We start from the raw sequence: 16,093 nt of genomic DNA on the forward strand, positions 1-16,093 counted from the left end.
TGTCGGGTAAGTCTCTGTCGGTGAACCGGTTCGACCGCAACAGCCACACCGCCGCCAGCGACGCGTTTCACATAGCGGCTTCTCAAGTGACGAGTCGACCGTGTTCGACCTTCATGCACCGATCCTGGACGACCGTCCGACCGTCGTCTTCGGCGCGTTCGGCCGCATCGTCGTCGCGAATCCCCAACTGGGTCCAGATGACCTGTACGTCCTCACGCTCGAGCGCATCGTCGACGATTTCGCCGACTTCCTCGCTCGGCCGGAAGATACAGACGACGTTGATCTCCGCTTCGACGTCCGCGAGCGTGTCCGGGACCGCCCGCCCGAAAATCTCGTCTGCAAACGGGTTGACCGGAATTACGTCGTATCCCTGTCGGCGAAGATACGCCGGAACGTCGTGGGCCGCCTTCCCCGGTGTACTCGAACAGCCGACGACGGCGATAGTCTCGGCGGACAGGACGTCTCGAAGTGCTTCGTCGGATTCGATCGTCATACGATGCGGTACGTAACCCAGAAAGAAGTCTCCGCCGGTCGGACTCCTCAGGTGGAAAGCCCTGCTGTCGTAACCTGTGGCTCGTCACCGTCGCCTTCTTCGACCTCGATGATGCCGTCGAACAGCTGTTTGAGCGTGTTCATCGTCTGGTCGTCGTGGGCGGTCGAGTCGATGACGTAGACGCCCAGTGCGTCCGCACTCTGGATCCGGCCCGTGAACACGTGGAGGAACCGAAATACCGTCTGGAGATCCGAGTACATGAGCAACGTCGACACTGAATGCATCAACACTCGATTTTCGGTCACGCCCCGATCCTCATAGAACTTCTGGAGAAACTCCGAGAGCTTGATCCCGATTCCCGTCATATCGATCGGCGACGAGGTATACTTGATCCGCGGGTCGTCGTCGACCGTTCCCATCCCTCGCTGTTTCGTCACGCAGTCGACGACACCGATGTTGGCGTTTTCCGTCTCGAGCGTGTCCGTAAACTCCTCGAGCACCTTCTGTGCACTGTCTTTGGTCGTGACGACGATCGACCCGTCGCCACGATTCGCACCGCTTTTCAGGATGTCGAACGCGATTCGACGCTTCCCGGTCATGGGTGGGCCCGCGATGAGAACGTTCGTCCCCGGATCGATTTCGGTCTCAGGAACGACATCTACGAGGTCATACATACCAATCACTCACATCCACACACAGTCGCGCCGACGGGCGAGGCACACCGTCGTCTATGCTCACGTCTGGTAAGAAAATATCGTATCCTGCTTATAGTATTTTTGATTAGCGGACTGTTATACTCGGTAATTCCGACACCTGTCGGCGTTCGCACCGATGGTAACAATTTAAACGACTCACACACTGATCGCACAGCGTAGGGTCGTCTTCGCTCGCCGTTTCCGTTCGAGTAACGCGAGAGCCGCGGCTCCGTCTGGCGATCAGATGTACGATGACGTGGGGTGGCTACTATCATCGATCGCCCCCCTCACCGAACAGAATCAGCCCGCACCGAACGCGAGAACGGCCCGGCCGACGACGAACGCGAGCGCCGCGAGAAACGTGCCGTACTTGAGCGTCGACTGACCGACCGAGGGGTCGTCGAAGCTCCGGACGGCCGCATACAGCATGATCGCGTCCGCAGGAATCACGAGAATCAGATACGCGATTCCAAAGTAGCCGAGCAGATACGGGGCCGGACTGGCGAGGATTCCAACGACGAGCAACGCCGCCGCCAACTGGAGCGCTCGACGCTCCCCGATCGCGATCGGAAGCGTGTTCAATCCCTCCTCGCGATCCCCCTCGAGATCTTCGACGTCCTTGATCACCTCCCTCGTCAGCGTCGCGATCGCCGCGAGCACGAACAGGACGACCGCCGGCTCGATGCGGCCGACCGCGGCCGCACCGAAGAGGAACGTACTCCCGACGAGATACGCGACGAGTGCGTTCCCGAGCCCGGGAAGCCCCTTGAAAAGCTCCGTGTACGCGACGAGCGCAACGAGGTTGATCGTGGCGATCGCGACCGCCTGCCACGGAAGCATCAACGCGAGCGCCACCGCACCAGCGAAGAGGACGACGCTGAAGCCGAGTGCAGTCCGTGGGCGGACGGCTCCGCGCGGAATCGCTCGCTCCGGTCGATTGATCTGATCGATCTCTCGATCGAAATAGTCGTTGATCGCGTTTCCAGCCCCCACGGCCAACCCGGTCGCGACGACCGCAGTCCACACCTCGAACGTCGCGAGATTCCCGCCGGCGACGAACGCACCGATGAACGTCAACGCACTCGCCGCGATCACGTTCACCGGGCGGGTCAACTCGAGCATCCCACGTATCGTCTCGCCCGCTGTCATCGACCGGGAATGCTCAGCGCTGGCGGATAAACGGTACGATCGCTGGCGGGTAGGGAGACCACCGCGAAAAATACGCAACCGACCGAACCAACTCCCGACGGCGAGTTAGCGCCACTCCTCGAGATCGCAGAGGGCATCGCCGTCGATCGAGAGCCACTTGCTCACCCGTTCGTCGCCTGAGGCGTCGACCGGCACGACGGTCCAGACCTCCTCGTCGTCGGTGAGCAACTCGAGCTGTGCGCCGCCGGACTGGCCGTCCGCTGGAACGGGTGCGTCGTTCACCGTCATGGTGTGCCCGAAGGAAGGTGCCCGAATACAAAGACCCTTCCCCGTCATTTTCAGCGGCTGGGAATCGACCGCTCGAGGGCGCCCGCTCGACGGTGTGTCTCCGGGTGACGAAAGAGGGTAAAATCGAGTGACTTATACGGAGTCGCCGGAAACGAACTGGTGAGGGCGCTTAGCTCAGTCTGGACAGAGTGCTTGGCTTCGGACCAAGTTGTCGCGGGTTCAAATCCTGCAGCGCCCATGTTTTCACGACAAACGGACGTGAGAAGTGAAAACTGGACCGCGAAGGATTTGAATCAGGGAGCGGCTTCGCCGCGACCGTAGTTCAAATCCTGCAACGACCGTTGTCATCTGTTTGGATCTAAACTAAGTCTTCCTGTAGTCGAGAACGACTAGGAAGCGGCCCGGATCTCCCTCGAGGTGATCTGAATCCGCGTATCGCGCTCTCGTCGATCCGGTGCTCACCAGTGAGGAAGTCTCGCCCAGAACATGGCCGACGAAATGAGACACAACTTCGGTACCGGGGCGGGCTATCGACTGACTCGAGAGATCCGCTGACCAGACGATCAAAGTGATGCCGTGGGTGTGCATCCCATGCGCCAGACCGGCATACCGCTACTACGGATACTCGCGTATCCAACCGTATGGCATCCGAAGCAGCCACGCAAACGGAGACTGGGATCGGAGTGAAACTCGCGGCTTGGCAGGCGGGACTCGTCGGCGGCATCGTCGGCGGCGTCGTCTTCGGCATCATGATGACGATGCAGATGCCGATGATCATCGAGAGCGCGATCCCCGGCATGTACGGACTCGGTCCGGAAGCGCTCGCGGTCGGGTGGGTCATCCACCTCGGACACTCCGCGGTGCTCGGGATCGTGTTCGCCGTGTTGGTGGGAATGGACGGGGTTCGCGACCGGCTGGACTCACCGCTCAAAATCGGCGTCGCGGGCCTCGTCTACGGGGTCGTCCTCTGGGTGATTCTGGCGTCGTTCGTGATGCCCGCCTGGGTCGGCGCGATGACGGGTATGGCCCCGCCAGTCCCGGACTGGAACGTAGAGAGCCTGATGGGCCACGCCGTTTACGGCGTCATCCTCGGCGTCGTCTGTGGCGCCCTCTCGAGGTAGCCTCGGTCGGTGAATCGAGCGCCAGTTCGGGGACGGAACGGGAGTAGACTGACTCGAGCGGACGACGGCGATCGTTGCCAGTCGGCCATCGTGTGGGCCGTCTCGGTTTCTCTTTGTGCGATCGGTTCACGGTGTCGTTTCTCCACCATGAGGTGGATCCGCGGGGGAAACCGATTCATACAATGACGTTGATAGGCAAAATATGACCGTCGTTCGTTCGCTCCGAAATACGGAGTACACCGGCGAAAATCGATGCGTTCCCTGCACTGTCGTGAACGCCTTGATCGCCCTCGGTGTGAGCACGCTGATCGGGACGACGCTTGCGTGGGCGTGGACGGCCGCCGTGGGCGTTTTCGCGAGCGCATTGGTCCTCGGACTCTCGTCGTGTGTTATCTGGCTTCGGGGGTATCTCGTGCCGGGAACGCCGACGTTGACGAAGCGGTATCTGCCGCGGCGAGTGCTGTCGTGGTTCGGGAAGGACCCGCTCGAGGACGTCGCGGTGCCCGACGAGATCGATACCGAACAGACGTTGCTCGAGTCGGGCGTTCTCGAACCCTGTGCTGAGATCGACGACCTCTGTCTGACCGCGGCGTTCGACCGGGAGTGGCGGACGGAACTCGAGGCAGTCGAGGAGGAGCCGGACCCGGCGGCGTTGCTCGATCAACTGGGGATCGAGTCCGACGACGTCGAGGTCGAGCGCTACGACGACGCGGTCGCCGTCAAACGCGACGGACGACGAATCGGCCAGTGGCCCTCGGCGACGGCCCTCCGGTTGGATACTGCCGCGTCCGGTCCGATCGCCGATCGGGTCCCCTACTGGCGTAAGCTCCAGCCAACCTCCCGTAGCGAACTCGTCGCTGGCGTCCGGATCTTTCTCGAGGAGTGTCCGGACGGCGGACCGGTCGAGTTTGCCACGGAGACCCGCGAGTCCTGTTGTTCGAGCTACGAGGTCGTTTCCGTCGTCTGTACCGAAAGCGGGGACCGACTGCTCGAGCAGCCGGTCCGGTGACCTGATCCAACAACCCGGACCGCGTGACGGCCGTTACCGGTCGGTGGTGAGGATCGTTCGCGACGTCTGAAACGCAACTCCACCCGGGAGCGCACTGCAATCCGCTCGAGAGCAAAACCAGTGCGGAGAGAACCGATCCGACGGCGGATGGAGAAGGAGTTTATGTGCTAACACAAACATTCGGATATGAACCGACGGACGATCCTCTCGAACACAGGTATTTCGGCGGCGATGGTCGCTGTATCCGGTTGTACGGGGCTACTAGAGGACGACGACCCTTCCTCGGGAACTGACGGCGAAGCGACGGGGGATTCGTCGACCGAAGACCACGGGGAGCGGACTGATGATTCGTCTTCCGAAGAGACCGGGGAAACGATTGACCACTCGAGCGGAGAGAATACCGGCGCCGAGAACGGTGGTCCGCTTCCGGATGAACACAGAACGCTCCGCTGTCCCGTCTCGGACGAGGATGACAGCACGGAATCGGTGCCGTCGATCGATGTCGACGCGGACACTGAAGACGAAATCGTCGACGCCGTCAGTGAACTCGAGCGGTCGTACCTCGAGCGGACGGACACGAATTCGAACCTTCGGGGCGCGTCAGTATGGCCTCGGGACGTCGAACGTCACGACGAGGATGCGGTCGTCGGCATCGTCTTCGTCAGCCGGCTTACGTACGGAAACGACGGCGACGAGGAAGATCAATGGGTTGGCACGAGCGGCGACATCGACTCCGCCTATCTGGTGACAAACGAGAGAATCTATCGAAAGGAACTGCACGATCCGAACGTGGAGTACTCGGCGTTCGATTACGATCTGGACGGCTGGGTGACGTTCGAGTGTTGATGGGGCGTTGTGTCAATTTCGATGGTGAATAAATATCCCGCACGGCCGGTGTATCGACGGTCTCGAGCGTCCTCGCCACTGCTCGAGATGGACAGCGTGGGATGGGCTGGTCGGGTAGTGTGATCAGCGATGGCTACCGGCCGACGGGGTGTCTGCGCCCGAGCTTCGATCCACTTCCGGTCTCACTCGTGTTCGACTGTCCCGAATAGTTCGAGGGTTGTTTCGGTACCGGCCTCGAAGTCGCCCTCGTTCACGTACCCATCCTCGCCGACGAACACTCGGCCAACCTGATCGACCTCCTCGGTCGAGCTGACGGCCGTAACGACCACGTCGTCGCCGATTTCGAGCCTGCCGACGTGGACGACCGCAAACTCGGCATCCTCGCGGGAGCCGGTCACCCCCACGAACGTCTCGACGGGGGTGTCTTCGCCCAGGAGCCGACCCACCTCCGAGTTCACGTTTTCCGGCCCCTCGACCCAGCCGTCCTCGACGCCGTCGAGGCCGAGCCGGCCGACGAACGACCGCATCTCCTCGTCGGTCAGTAGTTCTGCCGGCGACGCGTTCGCAACCGGGTTGAGCGTCTGGCCCATCACTGCCGCCTTCGGGGTGGCAAGCGCGCCGACGGCGGTGGACTCGAATATCGGCCAGGGAGCGGACGGCGCGGCCGAATCCGATCCGGCTGCCTCCCAACTTCCCTTGGGGAGGAAGAAGCCACCCTGCTCGAGCAGTTCTAGCCGCCCGTTATCGATGTCGTGGAGTTCCTCGAGCCCACCGGTGCCCTCGACGAACGCCGCGTCGCTCGTAATGAATTCGGCCCAGTCGCTCCAGCCTTGGGGGTACCAATCGCTCCAGCCAGCCGGATACCAGTCGCTCCAGTCGGCCGGGTACCAGTCGCTCCAACCAGATGGAACGTACCTGTTACCCGGGATCATTACCACTCCCTGTTCGAGTAGTTCTGGCTGTGGGTCTTCCCAATCCTGTGGGGGCATCAACCCACTGTTCTCGAGGAGTCGGCCGACCTGTTCCTCGGAGACGCCGCGTTCGAGCGCCACCTTTAGAGCCTCCAACGAAACGGCCTCGAAGTCCCCGTCGACGATTCCCTCCGTGGGGAGGTCCGTCGCCGACGCGAAGGTGTGGACATCGTCGTGGACGGCGTGGTGAAGTTCACCGAGATCCAGCTCGTCCCAATTATCACCCGGAAAAAAGACGTCTGTGGCTGTCGGAGTGAGCTCCGACACCGGATACTCACCGGTCTCCAGCGTTCCGTCGTCACCGAGCAACGCATCGCCGGGGAGCATCAGCCGACCGACCTCGAGCACCTCGTCGATGGCGTCGTCGGGGTTCGTTCCCGCCAACTCTTCGCCCGGGATCGTCACCAGTATTTCCTCGCCCCCGACGTTCCGCGTCGTCCAAATTGCCCCCCCTACCTGGTCGTCTCCAGCTTCCTCGTAGGAGCCAGCCGGAATCAGAACGCCGCCAGCTTCCAGAAGGTCGAGCCGACCGACCTCGATCTCGTGATGGTCCTCGAGTCCACCGGTGCCCTCGACAAACGCTGCGTCCTCGTCAAACGTGTCACCGGGGAACCAGTGGTCACCGGGGAACCAGTGGTCACCGGGGAACCAGTGGTCACCGGGGAACCAGTGGTCACCGGGGAACCAGGAGTCGCCGGGGATCATCACCACGCCCTGTTCGAGGAGTTCCGGCTCTTCGTCGACGACAAGCCCAGGTTCTGGATACATGACGACGCCGTTTCCGACGAGCCTCCCGACCTGTTCCTCGGAGACCCCGCGTTCGAGTGCTTCCTCCAGCGCTTCGAACGGGACGGCCTCGATCTCCTCGTCCAATAACCCTCGTTTGGGCAGGAGCATCCCTTCGTGGGGCGGCATAACGTCGTCCTCGATGGCGGAGCGAAGTTCGCCGAGGTCGCCTTCATCGTAGCCCCCATCGATTTCGGAGAACAAGACGACTCCCGCATGTTCTCCTTCCCCCTGAAAACCAAGGCCAAAACCGCCTGGAATCGATTCGGGGTCGAACTCACCGTCTTCCACCAGCAGGTCGCCGGGGACCATCAGCCGACCGACGTCGAGTGCCTCGTCGATGGCGTCGTCGGGATTCGTTCCCAGCAACTCTTCGCCCGGAATCGTCACCAGCACCTCCTCGGCCGCGACGTCCCGCGTCGTCCGAATCTGGGTCTCACCTCCGGTCTCCCCCGTCGCCTCGTATCCGACGACGTGGCTCGTCATCTCCGCGCGGACGTCTTCACCGCCGATCGTTCGTTCCTCCTCGACGACGATCTCGTCTTCCTCGACCCCCTCTAAGCCGAACCGCTCGAGACTGTCCGGTGGAACGGCAACCGGATCGGCCTCGAACGTATGTTCGGTCAGGTCCGTCAGTTCGGCACACCCTGCGAGCCCGGCGAGACCCGTTCCCGCAAGTCCTGCAAGCAGACGGCGACGGTTCACTGTCGTCCCCACCGTGTGTCGCTGGCCGCGTTCTGCCGCACTGTTCTCGATCGGTTCGTCACAGCCCCTCTCGTTTCCCGACATGAAATAAAATCATCATTAGGCCGTAATAAGATCAAGGTGAGTTACAGGTAATCGTGTGAATTACCCAGGAGTAGGGACTCTACCGTCAGATTTCCCCAACCACGGGACGAGGTCCGATCGTATTCACGGGTCCGCTACTAACACCTTCTATAAAATACGGCACATCCAGATACGTCGGTATTTCCGGCTTCGGACGGTTGGTAACCCGACCAGTACCGAAGAGCGTGAAATCGGTTCGACGACCTCCACGGCCACCTGTGCGTTACTCCTCGAGTTCCTCGATCATGACGATGGCTTCGCCGTCGATCACCGTTCGATCGTCATCGGCGGAGACCGTCGTCTCGATCCGGTACCGGTTTTCACCGAGGGCTTCGATGATTTCGCAGTCGGCGGTGACGGTGTCGCCGATCTCGACCGGTGCGTGGAACTCGAGATCCTGCGAGAGGTAGATTGTCAACCCCGGGAATCGGGCCAGGGCGGCGCTGATGGTGCCCGCGACGAGCGTTCCGTGAGCGATCCGCCCGTCGAATCTGGTGTCGTGGGCAAACTCCTCGTCGAGGTGGAGTCGGTTCGTGTCGCCGGTGGCCGTCGCGAACGCGGAGACGTCACCGTCCTCGATCGACTTGCTGAAGCGAACGAAGTCACCGATGCCGAGGTCGTCGTACTCGTCGGTGGAGCGCTCGGCGAACCAGCTTTCGTCGCCGAAAGAGAGCTCGGCGATCGACGAGTCCTCGGGGGTGGATTCGTCGCCGGTGTCGGCACGACTCGAGGTGCCAAGCCCCATCGCCGCCAGCAACGCGTTGTTTGCCTCCAGATAACTGTTCACGACGTGTTTCGACACGGTCGACCACTGTGGGCCGACGTCGGTCGTCTCGGAGTCGGAAGGATTGCTACTCATGCGTTCTCGAGGTCGCGGTGTGTCAGTCGGATGACCACTCGTTGGAGTTCGATGCCTGTCGTCTTGATATCGTCGCCAAAACACGTTGGTGGGGTCGAGGGACCTGCGCTGATCTCGTTACGCCGCGGTCGACTCTGATCCGATTCCGGCGTCGAGTTCCGACAGGAACGCCTCGCTCTCCGCGTTGAACGCCGCGGGCCGGTCCTGATTGACGAGGTGGCCGGCGTCGTCGACGACGATTCGACGGCCGCGGTCGACCATCGTCGCGATCCGTCGGCCCTGACGCGCGACGATCGGTGCTTCTCGGTCGCCGTGCATAACGAGCGTCGGGGTTTTCACGTTCGACAGATCCGGCGGGTCGTACCGGTAGAGCGCGTCGAAGACCTTCCGAAACTCCGTGGGTGAGACGTCACCCACTGCCTCGAGGGCCTCGGCTCTGACCGCCGGATCGACGGTTAGCCAGCGCCCGCCGGTCGTGGCTCGAATCGAGCCGAGCATCGACCGGAACGTCGCCGTCGGTCCCAGCGTAGACAGCGTCGTCGTGAGCGCTGGCGTCGGCGAGAGGAACGGTTTCATCGCCGGTGGGACGGCCATCGACGGCATCGATCTGAGTGCACCGGCGAGGATCGCCCCCGTGGCGCGATCGGGGTGACGGGCGAGGTACTCCTGGACGACCATCGACCCGAGCGAGAGGCCACAGAGAACGGGACGCTCGAGATCGAGTTCGGCACACACCGCCTCGAGGTCGTCGGCGAACAGTTCGATCGAGTAGCGCCCGACGTCGGTCGATCCAGTGTAACCGTGGCCGCGGACGTCGACCGTGACGATTCGGTACTCGTCGGCGAAGTGTTCGACCTGTGATCGCCAGGTCCTGCCGTTTAGCCACCCACCGTGAACGAAGACGAGGGGAGGCCCCTCACCGGTCGTCTCGTACCAAATCGTCCCGTCCTCGAGCGCGAGTTCTGCCATCGTCGGTCGTCCGCGCCGCGCCCATAAAACGGTTAGTCCATCGACTGGGATGGCTGGAGTGGCGACTCGGTATCCGTCGTTTCGGCCGCCTCGTCTTCGGCCGCACCGTCCTCGTCCGCCTCGTCTTCTGTCGCGATGTCCTCGTCCACGCCGTCGGTCGCCTCGACGGTGGCTGGCCCGTCGCGTCGATCGTAGCGTGTCACCTCGAGTGAGTCGCTCTCCTCGGCGTCCATCGAGATGGCAATACCGAGGGAGACGAGTCCGATCAGGAAAGCGACGACCGCGACGAGTGCGCCGGTGAATCCGTCGGATCCGCGAAGGGATCGCTTGAGCGAGCCGAGCAAGCCGAGCGCGCCTGCTGCAAGCCCCGAGGAGCCTGCGCCGTAGAAGACGACCGCCGGATGAAATCCCTCGAGGACGTAGCGGCGTTTGAGTCGCAAGAGGAAACTCCGGAGCAACAGTAACGAGACGTAGCGTACGAACGGCACGTAACGGATGCTACTCTCCTCGTCGCCGTAGACCGCCGACATCGAAACGTCGGCGACGCGACAGCCCTCGAGGTTCAGGTGAGTGAGGATGTGGTTGAGAAAGCCGTACTGGTCGGTGATCGACTCGAGATCAAGGCGTTCGATCGTCTCTCGAGAGATAGCGGTGTAGCCATTTTGGGGGTCGCCCACCGTCCAGTATCCCGAGGCGAACTTCGAGAGGCCGGTGAGCATCGCGTTTCCGGCGAACCGAAACGTCGACATCCCTTCGCGGTCCTCACGGCGAAGCAGTCGGTTCCCCTTGGCGTAGTCGGCTTCGCCGGTGGCGACGGGATCGACGATCCGATCGAGGATGGCGGGATCCATCTGACCGTCGCCGTTCATGACGGCGACGACGTCCATCTCATCGGCCGCCGCGCGCTCGTAGCCCGTCTTGACGGCCGCGCCGTATCCGCGATTTTCCTCGTGGCGAATCGGCACGACTCTGCGGGCGTCGCCGCCGTCGGTGATCGCCCGTTCGGGTTCGGCGGTCGCGTTGATCCGTGTGGCGACGCGCTGGATGACCTCCCAACTTCCGTCCGGCGAGGCGTCGTCGACGGCGTAGATCCGGTCGACGAAGTCGGGGACGGTCTCGATAACGCGGCCGACGAACGCCTCCTCGTCGTAGGCCGTGACGACCACGGCGACCGACGTTCCGTTATACATCGCCACCACCGTCCGTTCGCCGGGCGTCGGCGGCTGGCTCCTCTGGCGGCGGGTTTGCGGGCGAATCGTCCGGCTCTCCACGCTCCGATCCGTCGACCGAGGCCGCCCCGTCTATCCGAGCGCTCGCCGGCCGATGGCCGTCTCGAGAGCCGCCGAGTGTGTAGATCCGACGTCCGACCTCGGAACGCTTGAGGGCGTCTCGCGTATCGACGACGACGGTCTGATCGAGCGACGCCCACGAGATTCGGTCGAACGCCTCGTGTGGTGTCACGAGCACGGCGGCGTCGAACCGGGACACCTCGTCGGTCGTTGGTCGTTCCTCGAGGGAAGTAACGTCAACCGCCTGAACACCGTACTCGGCGGGGTCGACGAGCGGATCGGCGGCGGCCACGTTCGCGCCGCGCTCTTCGAGTTCGGCGACGACGTCGAGTGCGGGCGAGGCCCGCGTCTCTTCGACGTCGGCGCGATACGTCAATCCGAGGACGAGGATCGACGACTCGGCGAGGTCGATCCCCCCAGACTCGAGTTCCGTCGTGAGCCTGTCGACGACGAGTGCAGGCATGCCGTCGTTGACCGCTCGAGCGGTCTCGGTCAGCGCAAGGGGCGTCTCGAGCCACGAGAGCAGGAAGTACGGATAGTAGGGGATACAGTGGCCGCCGACGCCGGGACCGGGGTCGTGGAGCTGACACATCGGCAGGTCGTTCGCGGTGGCAAACGCCTCGCGGGCCGAGATGTCGAGTTCGTCCGCGAGGGCGCCGAGTTCGTTCGCGAGCCCGATGTTGACGTCCCGGTAGACCCCTTCGAACACCTTCACGGCCTCGGCGGTCGTGGCATCGGAGACCTGACGGACGTCGTTCGACGAGAGTTCGTCGTACACGACGGCGGCGGCCCGGGTGCTCTCGTCATCGACGCCGCCCACGACCTTCGGGTACTCCCCCCGAATGTCCCGGAGGGCCGTGCCGGAGGAGGTTCGCTCCGGACAGAATGCTAGTCCGAACTCGTCGGGCGCGAGGCCGCTTTCCGCCGACAGGTGAGGGCGGAGGACGTCACGACACGCCCCAGGAGGAAGGGTCGATTCGGCGACGACGAGATCTCCAGGAGCCAGACCCGAGGCGATATCGTCGGCGACCGATTCGACCGTCGAGAGATCCGGCTCGCGGTCGTCAGTCAGGAGCGTCGGGACGATGACGACGTGGATCCGGGCGCGCTCGGCAGCGGCCGGGCCGTCGGTCGTCGCCTCGAGTCGGCCGTTCTCGACTTGCTCGGCGACGAGGTCGTCGAGCCCGGATTCGCCGACGACGTGGCTCTGGCCCGCGTTGACCGTCTCGACGACGGACGGGTCGACGTCGACGCCGATCACGTTCCCCGTCGTCTCGGCGTAGACGCCCGCGAGCGGGAGGCCCATCTTCCCGAGACCGTAGACGGCGACGGGGACGCGGCCGGTCGTCAACCGTTCTCGCTGGCGGGATTCGGGGACCGTGGCGTCGTACAGGCCGACACCGTCGGCGTCGGCGATGACGTCGGAACCGGAATCGGAATCGGATCCGGCCATCAGATCTCCACCTCGCGTTCGCGCTCCAGTCGTCTCGGCGATTCCTCCCCCGAGACGAGTGCGTCGATCCGCTGGACGGTCTCGAGAGCCGAGATACCGTCCTCCGCCGTCACGGTCGGCTCTGCCTCCTCGCGGACCGTCTCGACGAAGGATTCGAGCTCGTGCCGAAGCGGCTCGCCGTTGTCGACTCGCGGTCGTTCGACGACGCTCTCGTGGCGGTACCGGCGCTTGCCGTCGTCGACGAGGTACTCGGGATACGAATCGCGGTGGATCAGAACGGACTGCTCGAGGTAGTCGACCTCGACGAGACACTCGCGGGCGGTGACGGTGAGTTTTCTCACCTTCTTTTGGGTGACCCGACTCGCCGTCACCGTCGCGACGACGTCGCCGTAGCCCATCGTCGCAGTGGCGTATCGCCCGTCCTCCGTACCCATCGCCGAGATCGATTCGGGGTCGTCCTCGAGCAACGAGGCGACGATGTCGACGTCGTGGACCATTAGATCGAAGACGACGTTCCCCGGCGCCGCCCGATCGATCGGCGGGCCGAGTCGCTCCGCCTCGAGCGAGATCACGTCGAGATCGTCGATCAGATCGCCCACGGTCTGGACGGCCGGATTGAACCGTTCGATGTGGCCGACCTGGAGGACGAGCCCGGCGTTTCGGGCGAGTTTGGCCATCGTTCGGCCCTGCTCGACGGTCTCCGCGATCGGCTTCTCGACCAGCACGTGTACGCCCGCCTCGAGACACCGCGAGACCGTCTCGTAGTGTGCGTGGGTCGGAACCGCGACTGTGACGGCGTCACAGCGCTCGAGGAGCGATCCGATCTCGAGCGACTCGGTCCCGTACTCTGCGGCGACCCGTCTCGCCACGTCGATGTCGTGGTCGGTGACGCCGACGAGGTCGGCGGTCCGTAGTTCGCTGAAGACGCGTGCGTGATTCTCCCCCATCGCTCCGACGCCGACGACGCCCACCCGAACCGGTCTGGGCGACGTCTTCGTTCGTTCCGTACTCATTGGTTATCGAAATGGTCGTAGATTGCTTCGACGACGGCACGTCGCTCGCGATCCGTGAGGCCGGGATGGACCGGCAACGAGAGTACGGTCTCCGCGGCCCGATCGGCTCGCGGAAGCTCGGCCGCGGCCGTACTGACCGTCTCGTATGCCGGCTGTCGGTGGATCGGCGTCTCGTAGTAGATCGCCGCGTCGACGTTTCTGGCCGCGAGTCCGTCGGCGAGTGCGTCCCGGTCGTCAGTTCGAATCGTATACTGGTGATAGACGTGTCTGTACCCGTCGGGCTCCGTCGGCGTCTCGAGCGGGAGATCAGCCAACCGGTCGTCGTAGTACGCCGCGTTCTCCTGGCGGCGCTCGTTGAACGCGGGCAACCGCTCGAGCTGGCTCCGACCGATCGCCGCGGCGAGCGCCGTCATCCGGTAGTTGTGCCCGAGCCGGACGTGGTCGTAGTTGCCCGTTCCGTTCTCTGCTCGGCCGTGGTTGACGTAGCTCGCAACTCGCTCGGCGACGTCCTCGCGATCGGTGGTGACGATGCCGCCCTCGCCGGTCGTCATGTTCTTCGTCGGGTAAAACGAGAAGCAGGCGGCGTCGCCGAAGCCGCCGACCCGGTCGCCGTCCACCGCCGCACCGTGGGCCTGACAGGCGTCCTCGAGGACGAAGAGGTCGTGCTCGTCAGCGAGTTTGCCGAGAGCCGAGACGTCGGCGGCGAGTCCGTAGAGGTGGACCGGCAGGAGGCCGACGACGTCGTCACGTTCGTCGAGGACGCGTTCGACGTCGTCGGGATCGAGCGTGTACGTCTCGAGATCGACGTCCGCGAACACGGGCGTCCCGCCGGCCAGTCGGATCGCGTTGGCGCTCGCGACGAACGAGAACGGCGACGTGATCACGGCGTCGCCGTCCTCGACACCCAGGGCCTCGAGGGCGGCGTGGAGCGCCGTCGTCCCGTTCGACGTCGCGACGGCGTGGTCGGTCCGACAGTAGGCGCCGAATTCCGATTCGAACGCCCGCACTTCCGGGCCGTCGGCGAGTGCGCCATCCTCGAGTGCCGATTCGATCCGTTCTACCACGGCGGCGTCGATCGAGGGGTCCGCGATCCGAATCGGTCCGTCGCGTTCGGCGTCGGTCGTTTCGCTCATGCGATCTGGTTGGGCCCCTCGAGTGGCCCCGGTAACGACTGCGTTTCGGCGGGCGATCCGACGGCGAGCGTGTTCGCTGGGACGTCGGACGTGACGACTGCGCCGGCCGCGACGAACGCGTTTTCGCCGACCGTGACGCCGGGCAACAGCGTCGCGTTCGCCCCGACCGAGGCGCCGTCGCGGATCGTCGGTCCCTCGAGACTCGCGTCGCTTCGAACGGGATACTCGTCGTTCGTGAGAACGGCTCCGGGGCCGACGAAGACGTTGTCCCCGATCGTGGTCTGTGTCGGCACGTAGACGTTCGTCTGGAGGCTCACGTGCGAGCCGATCGTCGTCTTCCCGTCGATCACCGTCTTGGTGCCGACGAGCACGTCGTCGCCGATTCGGGTTCCCTCGCGAACCAGGACGTCGTGGCCCGTCGAAAAGCCGTCGCCGATCGTCACGTCGCCGTAGACGATCGATCCGGATCGAATCGTCGCGTCTCGTCCGATCCGGGTCGGTTCGTCGAACTCGCCGTAGCCGACCGTCGCACCCTCGTCGATCGTACAGTCGTCGCCCCGGACGAGTTCGCCCGTCACGATTCACCTCCGTCAGTTCCCGAGCGTCTCGAGGGAGGCATCTTCCGCGCTCGAACTCGTGGTCGTCGTCGTCGGTGTCGCTGTGTCATCGGTAGCTCGATACCCGGGTGGGAATCGTCCTGATACAGCCGGTAACGAGGTTTTGTTATCCCCGGCTTGACGGGTCCGTAGCCACGAACTACAGCCTCGGTGATGGCCGCGATCGGATCGAAAGCGACCGTCCACACGCGCCGAACCGTCGGTTTCGGTGATCGTCGGGTCTCGAACCTGATCGGATCACGCGAATCGATCGGGACGTCGTGTGCGCTCCGATGAACGCGTTCGGGTGAACAAACTGAGAAAAACCGCGACACGGAACGGCGAATGGAGTCGATCTCGAACTGAACGATGTGAGTGATATCTTCCGACCATCGTTCCCGGTGATGGACCCACCGGTCGTCGCCATCGATCCGTCGCGACCGTCCGAAAAACGTTGGATTAGCCGTCAGTCACGCCCGCTAACCGGTACAATTCGATTATCGGGAGGGTAGCCGTGTGATAGTAAAGGGAACGGGTGTGACACGTGTTCTTGTGAGGTATCCGACCACACCCGATCGATGCTCGACTCGGGAAC

At 63.6% G+C, this 16,093-nt stretch carries 15 protein-coding genes and 1 tRNA gene; 4 read left to right on the plus strand and 12 right to left on the minus strand.

The window, feature by feature from the left end; translation table 11 throughout:
- Nucleotides 1-82 precede the first annotated feature (82 nt).
- From AB7C87_RS16605 to AB7C87_RS16620, 4 genes are all read right to left on the minus strand, one after another.
- On the minus strand, nucleotides 83-493 hold the full coding sequence (locus AB7C87_RS16605; RefSeq protein WP_369730609.1) for a CoA-binding protein: 411 nt from the start codon (nucleotides 491-493) through the stop codon (nucleotides 83-85).
- A 47-nt stretch (nucleotides 494-540) separates the two neighbouring features.
- Complete coding sequence (locus AB7C87_RS16610) at nucleotides 541-1,167, minus strand: RAD55 family ATPase (protein ID WP_369730610.1); 627 nt, start codon at nucleotides 1,165-1,167, stop codon at nucleotides 541-543.
- 321 nt (nucleotides 1,168-1,488) lie between these two features.
- On the minus strand, nucleotides 1,489-2,337 hold the full coding sequence (locus tag AB7C87_RS16615; RefSeq protein WP_369730611.1) for a geranylgeranylglycerol-phosphate geranylgeranyltransferase: 849 nt from the start codon (nucleotides 2,335-2,337) through the stop codon (nucleotides 1,489-1,491).
- 105 nt (nucleotides 2,338-2,442) lie between these two features.
- Nucleotides 2,443-2,625, minus strand: a complete 183-nt coding sequence (locus tag AB7C87_RS16620; RefSeq protein WP_369730612.1) for a DUF7511 domain-containing protein — start codon at nucleotides 2,623-2,625, stop codon at nucleotides 2,443-2,445.
- 163 nt (nucleotides 2,626-2,788) lie between these two features.
- On the opposite strand from AB7C87_RS16620, the gene AB7C87_RS16625 reads away from it, so the two are divergent.
- From AB7C87_RS16625 to AB7C87_RS16640, 4 genes are all read left to right on the plus strand, one after another.
- Nucleotides 2,789-2,863: transfer RNA gene (locus tag AB7C87_RS16625), tRNA-Arg, on the plus strand.
- Nucleotides 2,864-3,266: 403 nt separating this feature from the next.
- Nucleotides 3,267-3,746: a histidine kinase gene (locus AB7C87_RS16630; RefSeq protein WP_369730614.1), complete on the plus strand. Its 480-nt coding sequence runs from the start codon at nucleotides 3,267-3,269 to the stop codon at nucleotides 3,744-3,746.
- 202 nt (nucleotides 3,747-3,948) lie between these two features.
- Nucleotides 3,949-4,755 carry a DUF8054 domain-containing protein gene (locus AB7C87_RS16635; RefSeq protein ID WP_369730615.1) on the plus strand — a complete coding sequence of 269 codons (807 nt, stop codon included), beginning with the start codon at nucleotides 3,949-3,951 and terminating at the stop codon, nucleotides 4,753-4,755.
- Between the two features lie 186 nt (nucleotides 4,756-4,941).
- Entirely contained in the window at nucleotides 4,942-5,601 is a 660-nt protein-coding gene (locus AB7C87_RS16640) for a hypothetical protein (RefSeq protein ID WP_369730616.1), read from the plus strand.
- A gap of 182 nt (nucleotides 5,602-5,783) precedes the next feature.
- Here AB7C87_RS16640 and AB7C87_RS16645 read toward each other — a convergent pair whose 3' ends face one another.
- The 8 genes from AB7C87_RS16645 to AB7C87_RS16680 form a co-directional block, all read right to left on the minus strand.
- Nucleotides 5,784-8,147: a DUF6517 family protein gene (locus AB7C87_RS16645; protein WP_369730617.1), complete on the minus strand. Its 2,364-nt coding sequence runs from the start codon at nucleotides 8,145-8,147 to the stop codon at nucleotides 5,784-5,786.
- A gap of 262 nt (nucleotides 8,148-8,409) precedes the next feature.
- On the minus strand, nucleotides 8,410-9,045 hold the full coding sequence (locus tag AB7C87_RS16650; RefSeq protein ID WP_369730618.1) for a MaoC family dehydratase: 636 nt from the start codon (nucleotides 9,043-9,045) through the stop codon (nucleotides 8,410-8,412).
- A 117-nt stretch (nucleotides 9,046-9,162) separates the two neighbouring features.
- Nucleotides 9,163-10,014, minus strand: a complete 852-nt coding sequence (locus tag AB7C87_RS16655) for an alpha/beta fold hydrolase (protein ID WP_369730619.1) — start codon at nucleotides 10,012-10,014, stop codon at nucleotides 9,163-9,165.
- A gap of 32 nt (nucleotides 10,015-10,046) precedes the next feature.
- Nucleotides 10,047-11,204 (minus strand): glycosyltransferase family 2 protein, encoded by a 1,158-nt coding sequence (locus AB7C87_RS16660; protein WP_369730620.1) that lies wholly within the window; start codon nucleotides 11,202-11,204, stop codon nucleotides 10,047-10,049.
- Entirely contained in the window at nucleotides 11,197-12,756 is a 1,560-nt protein-coding gene (locus AB7C87_RS16665; protein WP_369730621.1) for a nucleotide sugar dehydrogenase, read from the minus strand. The genes AB7C87_RS16660 and AB7C87_RS16665 overlap by 8 nt, the downstream gene beginning before the upstream one ends.
- Complete coding sequence (locus tag AB7C87_RS16670; protein ID WP_369730623.1) at nucleotides 12,756-13,769, minus strand: Gfo/Idh/MocA family oxidoreductase; 1,014 nt, start codon at nucleotides 13,767-13,769, stop codon at nucleotides 12,756-12,758. The genes AB7C87_RS16665 and AB7C87_RS16670 overlap by 1 nt, the downstream gene beginning before the upstream one ends.
- A complete protein-coding gene (locus AB7C87_RS16675; protein WP_369730624.1) occupies nucleotides 13,766-14,902 on the minus strand; it encodes a DegT/DnrJ/EryC1/StrS family aminotransferase in 1,137 nt (378 codons plus the stop codon). The genes AB7C87_RS16670 and AB7C87_RS16675 overlap by 4 nt, the downstream gene beginning before the upstream one ends.
- Complete coding sequence (locus tag AB7C87_RS16680) at nucleotides 14,899-15,480, minus strand: acyltransferase (RefSeq protein ID WP_369730625.1); 582 nt, start codon at nucleotides 15,478-15,480, stop codon at nucleotides 14,899-14,901. The genes AB7C87_RS16675 and AB7C87_RS16680 overlap by 4 nt, the downstream gene beginning before the upstream one ends.
- Between the last annotated feature and the right edge of the window lie 613 nt (nucleotides 15,481-16,093).

It is taken from the genome of Natrarchaeobius versutus (assembly GCF_041205745.1).
GTDB lineage: Archaea > Halobacteriota > Halobacteria > Halobacteriales > Natrialbaceae > Natrarchaeobius > Natrarchaeobius versutus.